The organism is Lacimicrobium alkaliphilum (genome assembly GCF_002591895.1).
Classification (GTDB): Bacteria; Pseudomonadota; Gammaproteobacteria; order Enterobacterales; family Alteromonadaceae; genus Lacimicrobium; species Lacimicrobium alkaliphilum.
On the sequence record NZ_NISX01000009.1, the window covers coordinates 86495 to 101947 of the forward strand.

Consider the following 15453-nt stretch of genomic DNA (forward strand, 5'->3'; position numbering starts at 1 on the left):
CGATCTATAATCTACCATGATTATCGGATTCCGGCACAAAGGCCTGGAAAAGTTCTATCAGAGCGGCTCCACCCGAGGCATACAGGCGGCGCATGCTCCTAAACTGCGTCGTGTATTGTTGTTGCTGGATGCCGCGGCTAGCCCGGCAGACTTGAATCTGCCCGGGTTTAAGTTGCATCCGCTGAAGGGCAACCTCAAAGGCCATTGGTCTGTCTGGATCAATGGCAACTGGCGGGTAACCTTCCGATTTACCGGTGCCGATGTTGAATTGGTCGATTATCAGGATTATCACTAGGGGGCTGTATGTTGCATAATCCACCCCACCCGGGTGAACTATTGAAAGAAGATGTGCTGACACCACTCGGACTATCGGTAAAAGAAGCCGCAGAGCGCTTGGGTATGTCACGAGTGGCATTGTCCCGTGTGTTGAACGGGCGCGCTGCTGTCAGCCCGGATCTTGCAGTGCGTTTAGAGCGAGCCGGTGTCAGCACTGCTCGTGCCTGGCTGACTATGCAAGCCAATTATGATGTAGCTCAGGCCATGCAGCACGAGCACCCACCGGTCAGACGGCTGGATGAAAATGCCGCCTGAAAACGCTGGTTGAGTCATGGATGATATCAAACTAATCCCCCTTTCCGCTCTGCAACATTATGCGTTTTGCCCACGCCAGTGTGCTCTGATTCATAACGAACAGGTGTGGGCAGATAATTATCTCACGGCAAAGGGAAATCTGTTGCATCAGAGAGTGGATAGCGGTGAGCCGGAGAGCCGCAATGGAGTTCGCTATGAACGTTCAGTCATGGTTTGCGCAGAAAAACTGGGGCTGACGGGTAAATTGGATCTAGTCGAAAAAGATCTCAGCAGCGGCCAGTTAACACCAGTGGAATATAAAAAGGGCAAAGCCAAACCCGGAAATTGGGACAAAGTCCAACTCTGTGCCCAGGCGCTGTGTCTGGAGGAAATGACAAACCAGAAAATTACTACCGGTTACCTCTGGTACTGGCAAACCCGCAGGCGTGAAGCCGTTGAGCTGGACGGCTTGCTGCGCCAGCAAACACTGGAAGTAATAGATAAGGTCAGGGCGATATTCCAAAGCGGCGAATTACCTAAGCCCATTTACGAGAAAAAGTGCCAGGCGTGCTCCTTGATTGATATTTGCAACCCACAGCTGGTCGCAAAAGATAACAGCGCTAAGTACGTAGCCAAACTCTTTACCCCGGAGCAGGACGCACCATGAAAAAACTCCAGAACTGCCTGTATCTCACCAAAGACAAGCTCTATGCCCACAAAGAGAGGGAAGCTATTGTCATCAAGCATGAAAAGGAAACCTTACTGAAGGTTCCTGTCCATACTATTTCCAGCATTTACTGTTTTGGCCAGACTCGCGTATCGGCAGGGCTGATGGCCCACTGCGCCGAGAACGATGTGAACCTGGCCTATTTTGATTTATTTGGCCGCTATCAGGCCAGAATTCAGGGAAGAAAATCCGGCAATGTTTTGCTTCGCCGGGCTCAGTTCAGAACCAGTGATAATGCACCTGTACCGATCGCCCGTAATATTATTGCGGCAAAGATTCAGAATTGTCGGGGCTTACTACTTCGTCATCTGCGCAATCATGGCCAGAACCCTGTATTAACAGAAGCAGCCAGTGCCATGAAGTTTTCTCTGGAGCAAGCCAGAAATGCCTCGTCGCTCGATAGTATCAGGGGCATAGAAGGTGATGCGGCAGCCCGATATTTCAGCGTTTTTCAGCATTTAATCAAACCTGAACTACGGTCACAGTTTCGTTTTAACGGGCGTTCCAGAAGACCACCTAAAGATCCCGTCAATGCGTTATTGTCACTGATTTACAGCGTTATAGGCAGAGATATCAGCGGCGCACTGCATGCTGTCGGGTTAGATCCTCAGGTTGGCTTTCTTCATGCAGACAGGCCGGGGCGTGACAGCCTGGCACAGGATATTCTGGAGGAATTCAGAGCCTATATTGCTGACAGATTGGCACTTAGTCTGATCAATCGGCAGCAGATCAAACATACGGATTTTGAAACAGATGTCAGTGGTGCTGTCAGATTAAAGGAAGGCGCCAGAAAAACTCTGTTTACGGCATTGCAGCAACGAAAGCAGGAAACGATTCATCATCCTTTTCTGAATGAAAAAGTGGAGATAGGCCTGCTTCCACATATTCAGTCTATGTTGCTGGCCAGACACCTGCGTGGTGATCTGCAACATTACCCGCCTTTTTTAGCGCGATAAGGAGAGAGCTATGCTGGTATTAGTGACTTATGATGTGTCTTTTGACAGCGAAAACGGCAAACGTCGGCTCAGGCAAATAGCAAAGATCTGCCAGGATTACGGTATCCGAGTGCAATACTCTGTGTTTGAATGTGATGTTGATCCGGCGCAGTGGATAAAATTCAAGCAACAGCTTTTTAATGTATATGACAAAGAAGTAGACAGCTTACGCTTTTATAAGCTAGGCAAAAATGGGCAGAAAAAGATTGAACATCATGGCGCCAAACCCAGTTTTGATCTGTTCAAAGACGTTATTATTCTGTAACGCTAACCCTTAGTGCTCTTTAAAAACCCGGTAGATTAGCGATCGCCTGAATAGCCTGCGCAGGCTGGCATTGAACATATTCCTGTAGTGGGTTAGTGTTCTATGACGTGGTTTTGCTAAAAGGTTAGCGAAATCACTCTGTTTAGCCCTTTGCCAACGCGGCCTGCGGACTAAACTGTCGCCCCTCACGCAGGGGCGTGGATTGAAACACCACCTTTTGCTCAATCTCAGCGCGCAAGGCGTCGCCCCTCACGCAGGGGCGTGGATTGAAACTTTTTGCGCTCAAACAGAAGTGTTTCAACGCCTGTCGCCCCTCACGCAGGGGCGTGGATTGAAACATCTTTGCACTGGGCTGCCAAGTCTGCGGGCTCTGTCGCCCCTCACGCAGGGGCGTGGATTGAAACTGGCCCGTTATCGGCGCAATTACTACATTGTTCGTCGCCCCTCACGCAGGGGCGTGGATTGAAACTGCTGAATCCGGTGCCAATAAACTCTATTATGAAAGTCGCCCCTCACGCAGGGGCGTGGATTGAAACCTTAAAAAAATGCCCGGCGAACCGGGCTAAAACTAGTCGCCCCTCACGCAGGGGCGTGGATTGAAACACTCTTATGGGTTTCATGGTTTCATCCTTTTGGGTCGCCCCTCACGCAGGGGCGTGGATTGAAACTAACACCATGGCACATAGAGGGGCGTTATGTTACGTCGCCCCTCACGCAGGGGCGTGGATTGAAACCTTGATGACATACGCAACAACAACGGTATCAGCACGTCGCCCCTCACGCAGGGGCGTGGATTGAAACACAAAACCACATAGCATCCTACATCCATGTAAGAGCGTCGCCCCTCACGCAGGGGCGTGGATTGAAACAATACCCTGCGTTGCGTCGGCGCAGCCCTGACCGTCGCCCCTCACGCAGGGGCGTGGATTGAAACCATGATGATTACCTTTTGGTTGCTATATGCAACGTCGCCCCTCACGCAGGGGCGTGGATTGAAACTTTGCCTTGCTAACTATTTTCATCTCCATTAGAGTCGCCCCTCACGCAGGGGCGTGGATTGAAACTTTTTTACATGCGGTGTTTACCGCGCACCCCAAGGTCGCCCCTCACGCAGGGGCGTGGATTGAAACCAAATTAACCCCGCCGTTGTCCGTAATAGTAGAGTCGCCCCTCACGCAGGGGCGTGGATTGAAACCCGTGGTGGGCGTTAAGAAGTACCATTTTTAACTTGTCGCCCCTCACGCAGGGGCGTGGATTGAAACAGAAATCTCTCCGTCCTGACCTTTCCAGCTTTCAGTCGCCCCTCACGCAGGGGCGTGGATTGAAACTGCTAATAGGTCTTTACCAGCTTTGTATTCCTTGTCGCCCCTCACGCAGGGGCGTGGATTGAAACTTCACCCCTGGTTTCAGCGGTTACCAGCAAGACGTCGCCCCTCACGCAGGGGCGTGGATTGAAACCGTCTACCCCTTTTGGGTTATGCGTTGGCGCTTGTCGCCCCTCACGCAGGGGCGTGGATTGAAACTGTGCAATTACACCAGATTGAAAGAATGCCGTTTGTCGCCCCTCACGCAGGGGCGTGGATTGAAACGTGTGCTGTGATTATAACAGTTTCGCCGTTAGCGTCGCCCCTCACGCAGGGGCGTGGATTGAAACTGGAGCAGTCACCGTGCCGAAATTTAGCCGGGATGTCGCCCCTCACGCAGGGGCGTGGATTGAAACAAGATGAAAGGCGAAAAAGCCGCGCTTGCTAGGGCGTCGCCCCTCACGCAGGGGCGTGGATTGAAACTTCTGCGTCTTCGGTAAATTCAAATCCGCATTTGTCGCCCCTCACGCAGGGGCGTGGATTGAAACAGTGTCATACGCTGACATTATATCGTTTCCCCTAGTCGCCCCTCACGCAGGGGCGTGGATTGAAACCAGGGTAACTGGTTTGCTGCAGCATGGGCGGCTGTCGCCCCTCACGCAGGGGCGTGGATTGAAACAGGGCGTATCGGTTATTGAGTTCGACCTTGCCAGGTCGCCCCTCACGCAGGGGCGTGGATTGAAACCTGGCTATATGCCAGCGGCAAGGTGGGTATCTGAGTCGCCCCTCACGCAGGGGCGTGGATTGAAACTGTGAAGATGGGCCACTCTGCTTCGCTGATGTGGGTCGCCCCTCACGCAGGGGCGTGGATTGAAACAAGGGTAACTGGTTTGCTGCAGCATGGGCGGCTGTCGCCCCTCACGCAGGGGCGTGGATTGAAACAGGGCGTATCGGTTATTGAGTTCGACCTTGCCAGGTCGCCCCTCACGCAGGGGCGTGGATTGAAACTGTGAAGATGGGCCACTCTGCTTCGCTGATGTGGGTCGCCCCTCACGCAGGGGCGTGGATTGAAACAATCTGATCCTGCACATCAGGCAGCGTTTCACCTGTCGCCCCTCACGCAGGGGCGTGGATTGAAACTGGTGATGAAGCGTGATGAGCTGCTCGAATCGAAGTCGCCCCTCACGCAGGGGCGTGGATTGAAACAGACGGTTAGGCAAAGCAATCGAAGGACAAAGAAGTCGCCCCTCACGCAGGGGCGTGGATTGAAACTACAGTTTTCGTTGTTGGCATGGTCGTTTGCTATTGTCGCCCCTCACGCAGGGGCGTGGATTGAAACTGTCAATAACTGTACGCCGGGCGATTCAGAGCAGTCGCCCCTCACGCAGGGGCGTGGATTGAAACTTTAATTCACATCGCGGAGAACGCAAATGACTACGTCGCCCCTCACGCAGGGGCGTGGATTGAAACCAGCGCGCCGGAGTCATACACCAGGTTGCCGGTTGTCGCCCCTCACGCAGGGGCGTGGATTGAAACTGGCTCATCGCAGCACCTCGATGCGTGCGCGGTCGTCGCCCCTCACGCAGGGGCGTGGATTGAAACCGCCGGAAATGCCAAGTTCCAAATCTTGCCCGGGTCGCCCCTCACGCAGGGGCGTGGATTGAAACACCTCAGTTTTGGTTTTGGATTTCCCACTTGAGGGTCGCCCCTCACGCAGGGGCGTGGATTGAAACTGTGTCGCTTATCTTCTGTTTCCCAACGTATGAAAGTCGCCCCTCACGCAGGGGCGTGGATTGAAACGTCTGCATCAACCTGCCCGGCGACTGCATCAATTGTCGCCCCTCACGCAGGGGCGTGGATTGAAACAGCAAGAAAGCGCCCATCAATCACGCCGGGCTAAAGTCGCCCCTCACGCAGGGGCGTGGATTGAAACTTTCTTCGGTGCTCGCCTGCTCACCTGCTAAATCGTCGCCCCTCACGCAGGGGCGTGGATTGAAACCACGCTATCAGGCTGGAAGATTCCGTCGTTCTGCGTCGCCCCTCACGCAGGGGCGTGGATTGAAACCAATGGTAACAGATCCAACGATTGAAGCAGCCGGTCGCCCCTCACGCAGGGGCGTGGATTGAAACACTGGATGACAGAGGAAATATTCCCTGAAATGGCGTCGCCCCTCACGCAGGGGCGTGGATTGAAACTATCAGCGAATAGGCAATGAAATACACCTGATCGGTCGCCCCTCACGCAGGGGCGTGGATTGAAACAGAACCGGCTACTTTTGACTCAACAGGTTATGCGTCGCCCCTCACGCAGGGGCGTGGATTGAAACAACAAGAGAATGCGCCCATGCTCAAAGATACCCGCGTCGCCCCTCACGCAGGGGCGTGGATTGAAACATTGAAGACCGCGCAAATTTTACCAAGGAGTAAGGTCGCCCCTCACGCAGGGGCGTGGATTGAAACAGCTACAGGGTTCACTGTTGCGGCAATGGTCACAGTCGCCCCTCACGCAGGGGCGTGGATTGAAACTCAAGTCCCTGACCACCACTCCGACAGTCTGGATAGTCGCCCCTCACGCAGGGGCGTGGATTGAAACGACATTTATCATGGCAGGAGTAAATCATTGCGAGTCGCCCCTCACGCAGGGGCGTGGATTGAAACTTCTGCGTCTTCGGTAAATTCAAATCCGCATAGGTCGCCCCTCACGCAGGGGCGTGGATTGAAACAGTGTCATACGCTGACATTATATCGTTTCCCCTAGTCGCCCCTCACGCAGGGGCGTGGATTGAAACCATTTCCTGCACCAAATCATCAATCGCAGCCTGAGTCGCCCCTCACGCAGGGGCGTGGATTGAAACATCGCCTCATCCATGGTCATGATAGAGGTATCAAGTCGCCCCTCACGCAGGGGCGTGGATTGAAACAGTATCGTTGAGCCGGTTACATTGCCGCCGCCTAGTCGCCCCTCACGCAGGGGCGTGGATTGAAACTGGTCAACCTGGGCTACCTGGTGCCGCCCGTCTTGTCGCCCCTCACGCAGGGGCGTGGATTGAAACCAAAGTCCCTGACCACCACTCCGACAGTCTGGATAGTCGCCCCTCACGCAGGGGCGTGGATTGAAACGACATTTATCATGGCAGGAGTAAATCATTGCGAGTCGCCCATCACGCAGGGGCGTGGATTGAAACTTCTTGCCTTGCAAGTGCCGCTAACTGCTCTTCGTCGCCCCTCACGCAGGGGCGTGGATTGAAACAGATCGTTGATTTGATCCAAGGTCAGAACTGCAGGTCGCCCCTCACGCAGGGGCGTGGATTGAAACTTTGTAATCAGCACTCACCCGATAACGGTGCAGAGTCGCCCCTCACGCAGGGGCGTGGATTGAAACAGCATTAAAGAGCGCGACGAGTTTGGTAATTTCGTCGCCCCTCACGCAGGGGCGTGGATTGAAACAAACAATCAGCTTGTTGTGCAATGATTTTATTGGTCGCCCCTCACGCAGGGGCGTGGATTGAAACCATGTGTAGCAGCATGTGATCGCCGTCTTTGTAGTCGCCCCTCACGCAGGGGCGTGGATTGAAACCTGCTGGAGTTGTAGCCTCAGCACTCACAGCAAAGTCGCCCCTCACGCAGGGGCGTGGATTGAAACGGGTTGCGCTGGTGGTTTAAACAGCAAGGGTTTAGTCGCCCCTCACGCAGGGGCGTGGATTGAAACCGCTTCTGTACAATATATTTTAAGCAGAAATGACGTCGCCCCTCACGCAGGGGCGTGGATTGAAACCCTGATATGTATCAATGCAAGAATTGCGATCATTGTCGCCCCTCACGCAGGGGCGTGGATTGAAACACTAATAGGCGGCGGCGGACTTTCAATTCTAGCACGTCGCCCCTCACGCAGGGGCGTGGATTGAAACAGATAAAACAGGCTCAGATTGAGATGATTAGAACGTCGCCCCTCACGCAGGGGCGTGGATTGAAACTGTCCATATCGGCCAGGTAGCTTTTGGTCACCTGTCGCCCCTCACGCAGGGGCGTGGATTGAAACAAGCATAGGAGCCAACACCTCTACAACAGTCGAAGTCGCCCCTCACGCAGGGGCGTGGATTGAAACAGCGCCAGAACGACATGGTTGACGCTGCCGGTGTCGCCCCTCACGCAGGGGCGTGGATTGAAACTCTGCAGGTTCAGGAGCTGGAACGCAAGTTAGCCGTCGCCCCTCACGCAGGGGCGTGGATTGAAACATCATTATCAAGTTGTTTAAACGCGGCTCTGGGTCGCCCCTCACGCAGGGGCGTGGATTGAAACAAGTTCGAATCTTGTATGCCCTACTCTGTCAGCGTTGGTATTCATTGCAAATATTATGAATACAACTGCTTAACCCAGGGCAGTACTTCTTCCTGTGGTTCAAGGGTTTCACAGGCATCTACTTCAAATAGCGAGGTTTTTGGGCTGCCCTGTAGCTCTTCCAGTAACCCATAGATATGTCGGCCAGCACCGCAGTAGGATTCGCCGTAACTGCTGTCACCCAGTGCCACAACCGCAAAGGGGCGACCATCCAGTAAAGGAAAGCGTGACTCCATATCCAGAATCAGCCCTTCCAGATTCGGTGGTACATCTCCTTGCCCGGTGGTGGAACTGATAAACAAAAGTTCATCGGCCATCTGCACATCGTCCAGTTTTGGGTCATCAAACAACTCAGCCTTTACGCCCAGTTGTTCTAACTCTGCCTTCACATCTTCTGCCAACTGCTCAGCGTTGCCATACACACTGCCATAAAAAATGCTTACTCCGGACATTTACACTCCCAGTTATTTTCTCGCCAAAAGGTTAACAGTCTTTGCATACGTGGCTCAGACTCTGATTTGATCACTAATTTTTGCCCGCTTACAGGATGGTTGAACGCTATCTGACATGCAGTCAACGCCAGCCCCTGAAAATCAAACTGATTTCGTAACATGGCATTATGTTTACCGTCACCATGATTCGCATCCCCAACAATGGGGTGATTAATATGGGCCATATGCCGGCGCAACTGATGTTTGCGGCCGGTATGAGGATACAACTCCACCAGCGAGTAACGGGCGCTCTTATAAGGGCGCACTGCAAACGGCAGTTCGAATCGTGCCAGGGTATTGTATTCACTGGTAGCAGGTTGCGGGCCTTTATCTGTACGCGCTTTTTTATCCACTATGGCATCGAGTTTTTCCTTAAGCGCATGCTCAATGCGGCCACTTACCGGGCTGAAGCCTCTGACAATCGCCCGATATGTTTTTGCGACTTGCCCCTCGGCAAACATCGGATTAAGTCGTCTTGCCACATCACGACTCAGCGCAAACAACAATACCCCGGAGGTGGGTTTATCCAGCCGGTGAACGGTAAATACATGCTGGTCTAACTGATCACGCACCATCTGCATCGCAAAGCGGGTCTCATACTTATCAATAAGGCTTCGATGGACCAGCAATCCGGCCGGTTTATGTACCGCAACGATATGCTCATCCTGATAAAGAACTGGCAACATTCAGGGCTCCTGAGAATACAACTGATCGAAATCATGCAGAATTTGCATTAACTCATGATGCTGTGTTTTTTCTGGCCAGGCCTGTTCCGCCATGGGCAGCAAACTCATATGCCCGGGCAGAGGTTGCCGATGCCGACACAAAGCTTGCATGCGGGGAATAAACACAAACTGTAACCACTGTTCATATTTCAGCGTATCACAGCAAAAGGGTTGTGCACTGGCAAGCGCAGTGGCTGACGGTGCTTCACGTTGCCACATTTGCTGTTGCTCTAAGCTCAGCCTTAGTCGGCTGAGTAACAGAAATGTCTGGTTGTGCTTATTACTGTCTGTCGACATAGGATGCCTGTTACTGCTTCTCAGGGTATAATGCTGCGGCGCGAAACCCATGAATACGAAACGCCAAGGATAACATGTCAAACATCAGTACTATTAGTGAATTTCTGCTACACGCCAACAGCCAATATCAGGTTTTTGATATGAGCCGGGGTATAGAGGCCTTATCGGCGCAGCAATTTCTGGATATTGAAAATGGTCGGTTACCTTACCCCGCTCCCCGGCTTGGGGCCGCGTGGCTTGGCGTACTGTTCTGGCAGGCCGTGCCCGGGCAACATGCCATTGCCGACAATTCAGATCCTGAATACTTTATCTGGTTTCTGAAGTTTCCGCTGGATGAACAGAGCAAGCTGATTGCAGGCCCAAGAGATCACTTTCTGCGTATTCTGCTCGACGCCCTGGCTAGGCAGGCAAAAGGTGAGCCTTTACAAGAGCCGCCGGATCATCCCTACAGTTTTGTACCACCACAACAACAAATGGCGGCCTTCAACAGCCTGGTAAAAAAACATCTGGGAATGCCACCCAGCCCGCATTTTGAAAAGGCTCTCGCTTACATACGCGCGCCACAGGATATGGAGTGGAGCGAGCTCCCCTTGCAAGGCATCAGCGATGTGGCTGCGGCGATGGATGATGCCAATGTGGAACAAGCAGTATTGAACGGCTTTATGCTGTTGGCTGAAGAAGTCAGGCACCCCCTGTGCGAAGCCATGGAAAATCAACAACCCTCGTCAGCTTTTAGTCACAAAGTGATGGAATGGATAGCCACAACCCATCAACCAGAAGTGCAAATAAGCGGGATGCGGGCATTATCCCGCAGTAAAGAGAATCAGCGCGTATCGGAGCTTATTATTCAAGTGCTCGGCCAGTCGACTCTGAATACAAATTTACTGGTCACCATCAGTGGCAGACACTGGCACCGCCTGACGGAAAAAACCTTGTTCATGACCTATATGGAGACCCTGGCAAAGCAGGCACCAGAGCTGTTCAGTGCCATTTTTGCCGACCTGGTCCGAATCCCATTATTACGGGAACAAATGCTGGGTTTACTGCGAAGCCCGGATAAAAGCCAGCTGCTACTTAAAGCCATTGGGGCGCTATTCAGTGAGCAGGGCCGATGACATTATTTGAACTGATACTGATATTGCTGGTGATTATGATTGGCTGGCAGTTCTGGCGGATCCGCGCCATCAGTGAAAGAGCAAGTGACTATCTGAATCATTACTGTAAAAAACAAGGATTGCAGCTGATCTCGGTATCCAGACGGAAAACCCGCATCAATAGCTACCGGGGCAAGCTGGACTGGTACACAGAGTTTAACTTCGAGTTTTCCGGTAATGGGGAAGATGCCTACCAGGGACTGTTAACCATGCGTGGTCTTTATGTCACCCAAACAACGCTGCCGCCCTATAGAATTTAGTATCGCCAAGAGCACTGCAGACTGAGAGAGTAATATCGGCGACGCCTGGGAATGCCTCCAGCAACTCCGACATACTATTGCCAAGGATGACAGAAGTGCAGGTTATGCAGGAGTAATCATCTGCCCGTCCATCCCTGAACATCGCCGGGGAACGCTCCCTGCAACCCCGGCATACGACTGCCAAGGATGACAGAAGTGCAGGTTATGCAGGAGTAATCATCTGCCCGTCCATCCCTGAACATCGCCGGGGAACGCTCCCTGCAACCCCGGCATACCGTCCATCCCTGGACATAAAATAAAGGCGCGACTAAAAAGTCGCGCCTCTACCGATGATTACTTCCCTATAATGCATACCATTGCTGTATCAGTCCTTGTTTCAAATCCTTTTGTTGTCCTCTCCTTATCTTCTCAATCATCCTGACTGAGGGGTTCCTCCTGAACCGTTCCCTTTCCGTTTTCCCTTGTTATCGGCCATCCTCAATGCCGAAATTCTTCATCCTGAAGTTGTCCATCGAATGCGTCCATGACCCATCGTGTTTCCTTGTGACAGGGATAAAGATATAGCAAAGGGCGACGTTTACCATAGACCTACAAAAAACTTTTCGGATGGAAAAGTACACCGGGTCGGAGGAGGGGGAAATTAGACTTTATTTATCAGTGCTTTAGATGACTCTGTAGGTCTTTATACCGATGCATAAAGTCAGATTTTCCTACAGAAATGTAAGATATTTCGTACAAAGCGTAAGGCCTTATTCTTACGCTTTTTGAGTGGCGTTCCGGAACATCAGCTGGCCGCTAATACGCCCCACCTTAAGTTCGCTCAGATGATGATACTGACCGTGTTCGAAAAAGCTCAGACATTTGGGCAAGGTAACCAGTACGGCAACGCCTTCACTGCGGGGCTCTTCACTAACCAGGGTGTCGACCGCGCCCATTAGCAGATGGCCTAAACCACGATGCTGATGATCCGGATGCACTCCGATAAAAGAAAGAATGTGGTAACACCTTGCGGGCACATTGTCTTTAACCTTTTGCTCTTTTTCCACCATCTGCCGGGTTCCGAATAGCCCGGCGGTAAGCAACATCTTTAATCGCCAGTGCCAGAAACGACCCGGTCCAAAGCCTGCATCCGGACGCAGAACACACGCCACAGCGAGCAACCGCTGCCCCTCGAAGAGTCCAATCATTGGCTGACGAGCCTGCCAGAAAGTAATCAGTTCTTCACGGATTGCGCTGCGCAACCTTGATTCGTATCCTTCTTCTTCTGCTTTAAAAATCTCCACAAACAGAGGGTCATCATGATAAGCCTGATACAAAATCGATGAAGCGACCACCAGATCTTCTTCACGCAGGTAAACGGCTTTAATATCATCCGGGTTCAAAGGAGCTGTATTCATGCAAAAAGTCCGAGAGAGTTGTCTATAGTTATTGTATGTCTGTAACGGTAAAGAATAACTCAAGCGGCCGCCATTGTTAAACGCTTGTTAAGAAATGGGTGAAATATGAATATCGGTACCCCCACACTGAAGGACTTATTCAATCAGCTGGGACTCAAAGATGATGAGAGGGCCATTGATCAGTTTATTAACACGCATCAGGGGCTGGGCAGTAAAACGAAACTGGAGGATGCACCATTCTGGAATGCATCTCAGGCCAATTTATTGCGCGGTGCCTTGCAGGAAGACGCCGATTGGGCTGAAATTATCGATCAGTTGAATAGCAGGCTGAGATAAGGCATCCCAGCCATTGACTATATTAAAACGGCTATGCTGCCCTGATTATTTTATCGCTGCATAAGCACTCTGGCCCCATCCAATCAGCTCAGCGTCTTTAAATACAAGCGGTGTACACTCATCCATTGTTGTTACACCGTCACCCTCGTTTCTATGGGTACGGTAAAACAATACCTGGTAACTCCCGGCATCATTCTGATGAAATTCACTGAAATCAGGGGAACCAAACTGAGACGAAACGTGATCGAAACCCAGCCCTGGCTTGAGCTGTGCCACCATACGACGATTTTTTGCTTCCTTTTTCTGCCAGTTCCCATCATGGTGATCATCACCGCCTACGGAAATCACGCAGCCACTTAAGGTGAAAACCGTTAATACTGACAGTGCCGCTATTGTTTTTTTCATGTGTACCTCTTAACTGAAAAGGGGGGATTGCGCTTAAGCGATGTGCCCCTGAATGTGCCTGCACAGATTTAGCAAATTTAAGGCCAAAAGGTAACCGATTGAAAAATATAGACTTAATAAAAAATTATCACTCGATGTTCGTGATAAAATAGCCAATCTGACCAGTTTTTAGCAATACCAGCAAGAGACCAACACCACCATGCAGCATCACCACTACATTTTGTCACTGTGCCAGTCACTGGCAAAATCGGGGAAAACCCCCTCGGTGGCATTAATCAAGAGCCAGGCCAGTCACCCATTGCCGCTACCGGATATCCTCGCGGTGTTGCAGAAATGGAGAAAAGACCCAAATATTGTACACACCAACGCTGCTCCCGTAGCACCTAATGTGCTGTCCGCAGAACAAAGACTGACAAGACTGGAGTCCCGGGTGGAAAAAATGGAAAAATTGTTACAGCAGGTCTTAACAGAATTAAAACAGCCTCCTTACTCAGGCTGAACGACTGGTGTTAATTCGGCCAGAAATTCGGCCAGACTTTCTGCCAATATTTCTTCAGGCTCCAGACCAACCTGTTCAAGCATCACCTTTCCGGATGCGTTGTCCAGGCTGATAATAAAGTCGTCGTCATCGGTTACCGCAAAAAACAATGTCTCCGCTTGTTTCAGGCGTCTTTTCATCAACACATGACCCACCAGGTTTTGCAACAGACGCTCAAAATCATCCTGATTCCAGGCCTGCAGTAACTGCAACTCCCCCCTTTGTGTACTGGCGTCAAGCCCTTCGCTCCAGTATCGCCCATAGAAGGTTTTGATATCATCATGAAAGACCATATCCAGAGCACGTTCCGTGTCGCCGAAATCCCCTTTTTCCCGGCGTTTACAAGGCCTCCACTGAATCATTCCGTCAGGATTTACATCACCGGTTTCGCACTCCGACGGCCAGCTCGCATCCCATTGTGTTAATAAAGCCCGGCCCTGGTGTTTATAGGCTTCTGTAAACCCTCTTATAAAATCATCCAGGCTTTGCGACATACTGTTATTCATCTGCAACCTTATTACGCGATATAATAGAATTTTCTGACATTATACCATCTCCAAATCTCAGGGTAATTTATGCGCGACTCAAACACACCGGCTTCTCTTGCACATCTTAGTCTGGGTAAAGCTTCACAATACATCGATCAATACAGCCCTGAACTGCTGCAGCCCGTTCCACGCAGTCTGAACCGGAAAGATCTGGGAATCGTCGAACAGCAGCCTTTTTCCGGTGTGGATATCTGGAATGGATATGAACTTTCCTGGCTCAATCCAAAAGGCAAACCCTGTGTTGCCGTGTTACAGGCTATCGTGCCAGCTGACAGCCCCAATCTCATCGAGTCAAAATCCTTTAAACTCTACCTGAACAGTTTTAATCAGTGGAAAGTGGATAACGCAGAACAATTGCGCAATATCCTGCACCAGGATCTGAGCCGTTGCGCCGGTACCAGTGTTGAAGTAAAACTTTTTTCTCTGGACGACAGAAAAGCGTTTCAGGTTCACCCGGGTGAAGGTGAACTGCTGGATAATCTCGATATTGAAGTCACACAATACCAACCCCAGTCAGACATTCTGAAATGTGGTCATACAGTAGTTAAGCGCCACCATATCAGTCACCTGCTCAAGTCCAATTGCCTGATTACGCAACAGCCAGACTGGGGCAGTGTCAACATTCACTATCATGGCCGCGAGATTTTGCCAGAGAGCCTGTTGAGATACCTGATTACTTTCAGGCAGCATAACGAATTTCACGAGCAATGTGTTGAGCGGATTTTCTGTGACATTCTAAACCAGTGCCATCCCGATAAACTCAGCGTTTACGCCAGGTACACCAGAAGAGGCGGGCTTGACATCAGCCCCTTTCGCAGTAATTTTGAGCAACAGCCAAAATTTGAGCGACTATTGAGGCAGTAAGAAAGCGCGAAAAAACTGAAAAGAAAACAGAAACACTACAAATCCCCTTTCATTATTTTGAGAATTGAATAAAATAACGGCGGTTTTACAACTGATGGACATCACATGTTACACCCTGCACCTGAAAGACTGCCTTATTATCTGGTTAAACGTCCTCTGAATGACGATTAACAGGTATGTAAATTGATAATAAAAGTCAGCATTAAAAAGACGGTATGACCGTCTTTTTATTTTTCAGC

The 15453-nt window shown here is 51.1% G+C and carries 16 protein-coding genes and 1 CRISPR repeat array; of the genes, 10 read left to right on the forward strand and 6 right to left on the reverse strand.

What is annotated here, in order from left to right:
- Positions 1–16 precede the first annotated feature (16 nt).
- The 5 genes from CDA54_RS10260 to cas2 are packed head-to-tail and all read left to right on the forward strand — an operon-like array spanning position 17 to position 2557.
- On the forward strand, positions 17–295 hold the full coding sequence (locus tag CDA54_RS10260; protein WP_099034915.1) for a type II toxin-antitoxin system RelE/ParE family toxin: 279 nt from the start codon (positions 17–19) through the stop codon (positions 293–295).
- A gap of 8 nt (positions 296–303) precedes the next feature.
- Positions 304–591, forward strand: a complete 288-nt coding sequence (locus CDA54_RS10265) for a HigA family addiction module antitoxin (protein ID WP_099034916.1) — start codon at positions 304–306, stop codon at positions 589–591.
- 16 nt (positions 592–607) lie between these two features.
- Positions 608–1237, forward strand: a complete 630-nt coding sequence (gene cas4 / locus CDA54_RS10270) for a CRISPR-associated protein Cas4 (protein ID WP_099034917.1) — start codon at positions 608–610, stop codon at positions 1235–1237.
- Positions 1234–2253: a type I-C CRISPR-associated endonuclease Cas1c gene (cas1c, locus tag CDA54_RS10275; RefSeq protein ID WP_099034918.1), complete on the forward strand. Its 1020-nt coding sequence runs from the start codon at positions 1234–1236 to the stop codon at positions 2251–2253. The genes cas4 and cas1c overlap by 4 nt, the downstream gene beginning before the upstream one ends.
- 10 nt (positions 2254–2263) lie before the next feature.
- Positions 2264–2557 (forward strand): CRISPR-associated endonuclease Cas2, encoded by a 294-nt coding sequence (gene cas2 / locus CDA54_RS10280; RefSeq protein WP_099034919.1) that lies wholly within the window; start codon positions 2264–2266, stop codon positions 2555–2557.
- A 177-nt stretch (positions 2558–2734) separates the two neighbouring features.
- Positions 2735–8160: a CRISPR direct-repeat array (repeat unit 32 nt; unit sequence GTCGCCCCTCACGCAGGGGCGTGGATTGAAAC).
- Positions 8161–8213: 53 nt separating this feature from the next.
- Here the strand turns inward: cas2 and CDA54_RS10285 are convergent.
- Genes CDA54_RS10285 through CDA54_RS10295 form a run of 3 tightly spaced genes read right to left on the reverse strand, consistent with a single transcriptional unit; the run spans position 8214 to position 9712 of the window.
- Positions 8214–8651 carry a flavodoxin domain-containing protein gene (locus tag CDA54_RS10285; protein WP_099034920.1) on the reverse strand — a complete coding sequence of 146 codons (438 nt, stop codon included), beginning with the start codon at positions 8649–8651 and terminating at the stop codon, positions 8214–8216.
- The gene (locus CDA54_RS10290; RefSeq protein WP_099034921.1) at positions 8639–9376 is read right to left on the reverse strand and encodes a pseudouridine synthase; all 738 of its coding nucleotides are present in this window, start codon (positions 9374–9376) and stop codon (positions 8639–8641) included. Before CDA54_RS10290 ends, CDA54_RS10285 begins: the two co-directional genes overlap by 13 nt.
- Complete coding sequence (locus tag CDA54_RS10295) at positions 9377–9712, reverse strand: YqcC family protein (protein WP_099034922.1); 336 nt, start codon at positions 9710–9712, stop codon at positions 9377–9379.
- 74 nt (positions 9713–9786) lie between these two features.
- Between CDA54_RS10295 and CDA54_RS10300 the strand changes: the two genes are divergently transcribed.
- Positions 9787–10827 (forward strand): DUF3549 family protein, encoded by a 1041-nt coding sequence (locus tag CDA54_RS10300; protein WP_099034923.1) that lies wholly within the window; start codon positions 9787–9789, stop codon positions 10825–10827.
- Entirely contained in the window at positions 10824–11126 is a 303-nt protein-coding gene (locus CDA54_RS10305) for a DUF3301 domain-containing protein (RefSeq protein ID WP_099034924.1), read from the forward strand. The genes CDA54_RS10300 and CDA54_RS10305 overlap by 4 nt, the downstream gene beginning before the upstream one ends.
- A 755-nt stretch (positions 11127–11881) precedes the next feature.
- On the opposite strand, the gene CDA54_RS10310 is transcribed toward CDA54_RS10305, so the two are convergent.
- Positions 11882–12523: a GNAT family N-acetyltransferase gene (locus CDA54_RS10310; RefSeq protein ID WP_099034925.1), complete on the reverse strand. Its 642-nt coding sequence runs from the start codon at positions 12521–12523 to the stop codon at positions 11882–11884.
- A gap of 105 nt (positions 12524–12628) precedes the next feature.
- Here CDA54_RS10310 and CDA54_RS10315 point away from each other — a divergent pair, with 105 nt between their 5' ends.
- On the forward strand, positions 12629–12859 hold the full coding sequence (locus CDA54_RS10315) for a DUF2789 domain-containing protein (RefSeq protein ID WP_099034926.1): 231 nt from the start codon (positions 12629–12631) through the stop codon (positions 12857–12859).
- A gap of 45 nt (positions 12860–12904) precedes the next feature.
- Here CDA54_RS10315 and CDA54_RS10320 read toward each other — a convergent pair whose 3' ends face one another.
- Complete coding sequence (locus CDA54_RS10320; RefSeq protein ID WP_099034927.1) at positions 12905–13264, reverse strand: DUF3192 domain-containing protein; 360 nt, start codon at positions 13262–13264, stop codon at positions 12905–12907.
- Positions 13265–13463: 199 nt separating this feature from the next.
- Here CDA54_RS10320 and CDA54_RS10325 point away from each other — a divergent pair, with 199 nt between their 5' ends.
- Entirely contained in the window at positions 13464–13763 is a 300-nt protein-coding gene (locus CDA54_RS10325) for a hypothetical protein (protein WP_099034928.1), read from the forward strand.
- Here the strand turns inward: CDA54_RS10325 and syd are convergent.
- On the reverse strand, positions 13751–14308 hold the full coding sequence (gene syd / locus CDA54_RS10330) for a SecY-interacting protein (RefSeq protein WP_180237186.1): 558 nt from the start codon (positions 14306–14308) through the stop codon (positions 13751–13753). The two genes, CDA54_RS10325 and syd, sit on opposite strands and share 13 nt — an antisense overlap.
- A 69-nt stretch (positions 14309–14377) precedes the next feature.
- Here syd and queF point away from each other — a divergent pair, with 69 nt between their 5' ends.
- Positions 14378–15214 carry an NADPH-dependent 7-cyano-7-deazaguanine reductase QueF gene (gene queF, locus CDA54_RS10335; protein ID WP_099034930.1) on the forward strand — a complete coding sequence of 279 codons (837 nt, stop codon included), beginning with the start codon at positions 14378–14380 and terminating at the stop codon, positions 15212–15214.
- Positions 15215–15453: the final 239 nt, after the last annotated feature.

Bases quoted from the DNA above. Each gene is read 5' to 3' on its own strand.
- syd (WP_180237186.1), bottom strand. From the start codon at position 14,308: ATGAATAACAGTATGTCGCAAAGCCTGGATGATTTTATAAGAGGGTTT.
- CDA54_RS10295 (WP_099034922.1), bottom strand. From the start codon at position 9,712: ATGTCGACAGACAGTAATAAGCACAACCAGACATTTCTGTTACTCAGC.
- CDA54_RS10265 (WP_099034916.1), top strand. From the start codon at position 304: ATGTTGCATAATCCACCCCACCCGGGTGAACTATTGAAAGAAGATGTG.
- CDA54_RS10315 (WP_099034926.1), top strand. From the start codon at position 12,629: ATGAATATCGGTACCCCCACACTGAAGGACTTATTCAATCAGCTGGGA.
- CDA54_RS10310 (WP_099034925.1), bottom strand. From the start codon at position 12,523: ATGAATACAGCTCCTTTGAACCCGGATGATATTAAAGCCGTTTACCTG.
- CDA54_RS10305 (WP_099034924.1), top strand. From the start codon at position 10,824: ATGACATTATTTGAACTGATACTGATATTGCTGGTGATTATGATTGGC.
- cas1c (WP_099034918.1), top strand. From the start codon at position 1,234: ATGAAAAAACTCCAGAACTGCCTGTATCTCACCAAAGACAAGCTCTAT.
- CDA54_RS10300 (WP_099034923.1), top strand. From the start codon at position 9,787: ATGTCAAACATCAGTACTATTAGTGAATTTCTGCTACACGCCAACAGC.
- CDA54_RS10285 (WP_099034920.1), bottom strand. From the start codon at position 8,651: ATGTCCGGAGTAAGCATTTTTTATGGCAGTGTGTATGGCAACGCTGAG.
- cas2 (WP_099034919.1), top strand. From the start codon at position 2,264: ATGCTGGTATTAGTGACTTATGATGTGTCTTTTGACAGCGAAAACGGC.
- cas4 (WP_099034917.1), top strand. From the start codon at position 608: ATGGATGATATCAAACTAATCCCCCTTTCCGCTCTGCAACATTATGCG.
- CDA54_RS10260 (WP_099034915.1), top strand. From the start codon at position 17: ATGATTATCGGATTCCGGCACAAAGGCCTGGAAAAGTTCTATCAGAGC.
- queF (WP_099034930.1), top strand. From the start codon at position 14,378: ATGCGCGACTCAAACACACCGGCTTCTCTTGCACATCTTAGTCTGGGT.
- CDA54_RS10320 (WP_099034927.1), bottom strand. From the start codon at position 13,264: ATGAAAAAAACAATAGCGGCACTGTCAGTATTAACGGTTTTCACCTTA.
- CDA54_RS10290 (WP_099034921.1), bottom strand. From the start codon at position 9,376: ATGTTGCCAGTTCTTTATCAGGATGAGCATATCGTTGCGGTACATAAA.
- CDA54_RS10325 (WP_099034928.1), top strand. From the start codon at position 13,464: ATGCAGCATCACCACTACATTTTGTCACTGTGCCAGTCACTGGCAAAA.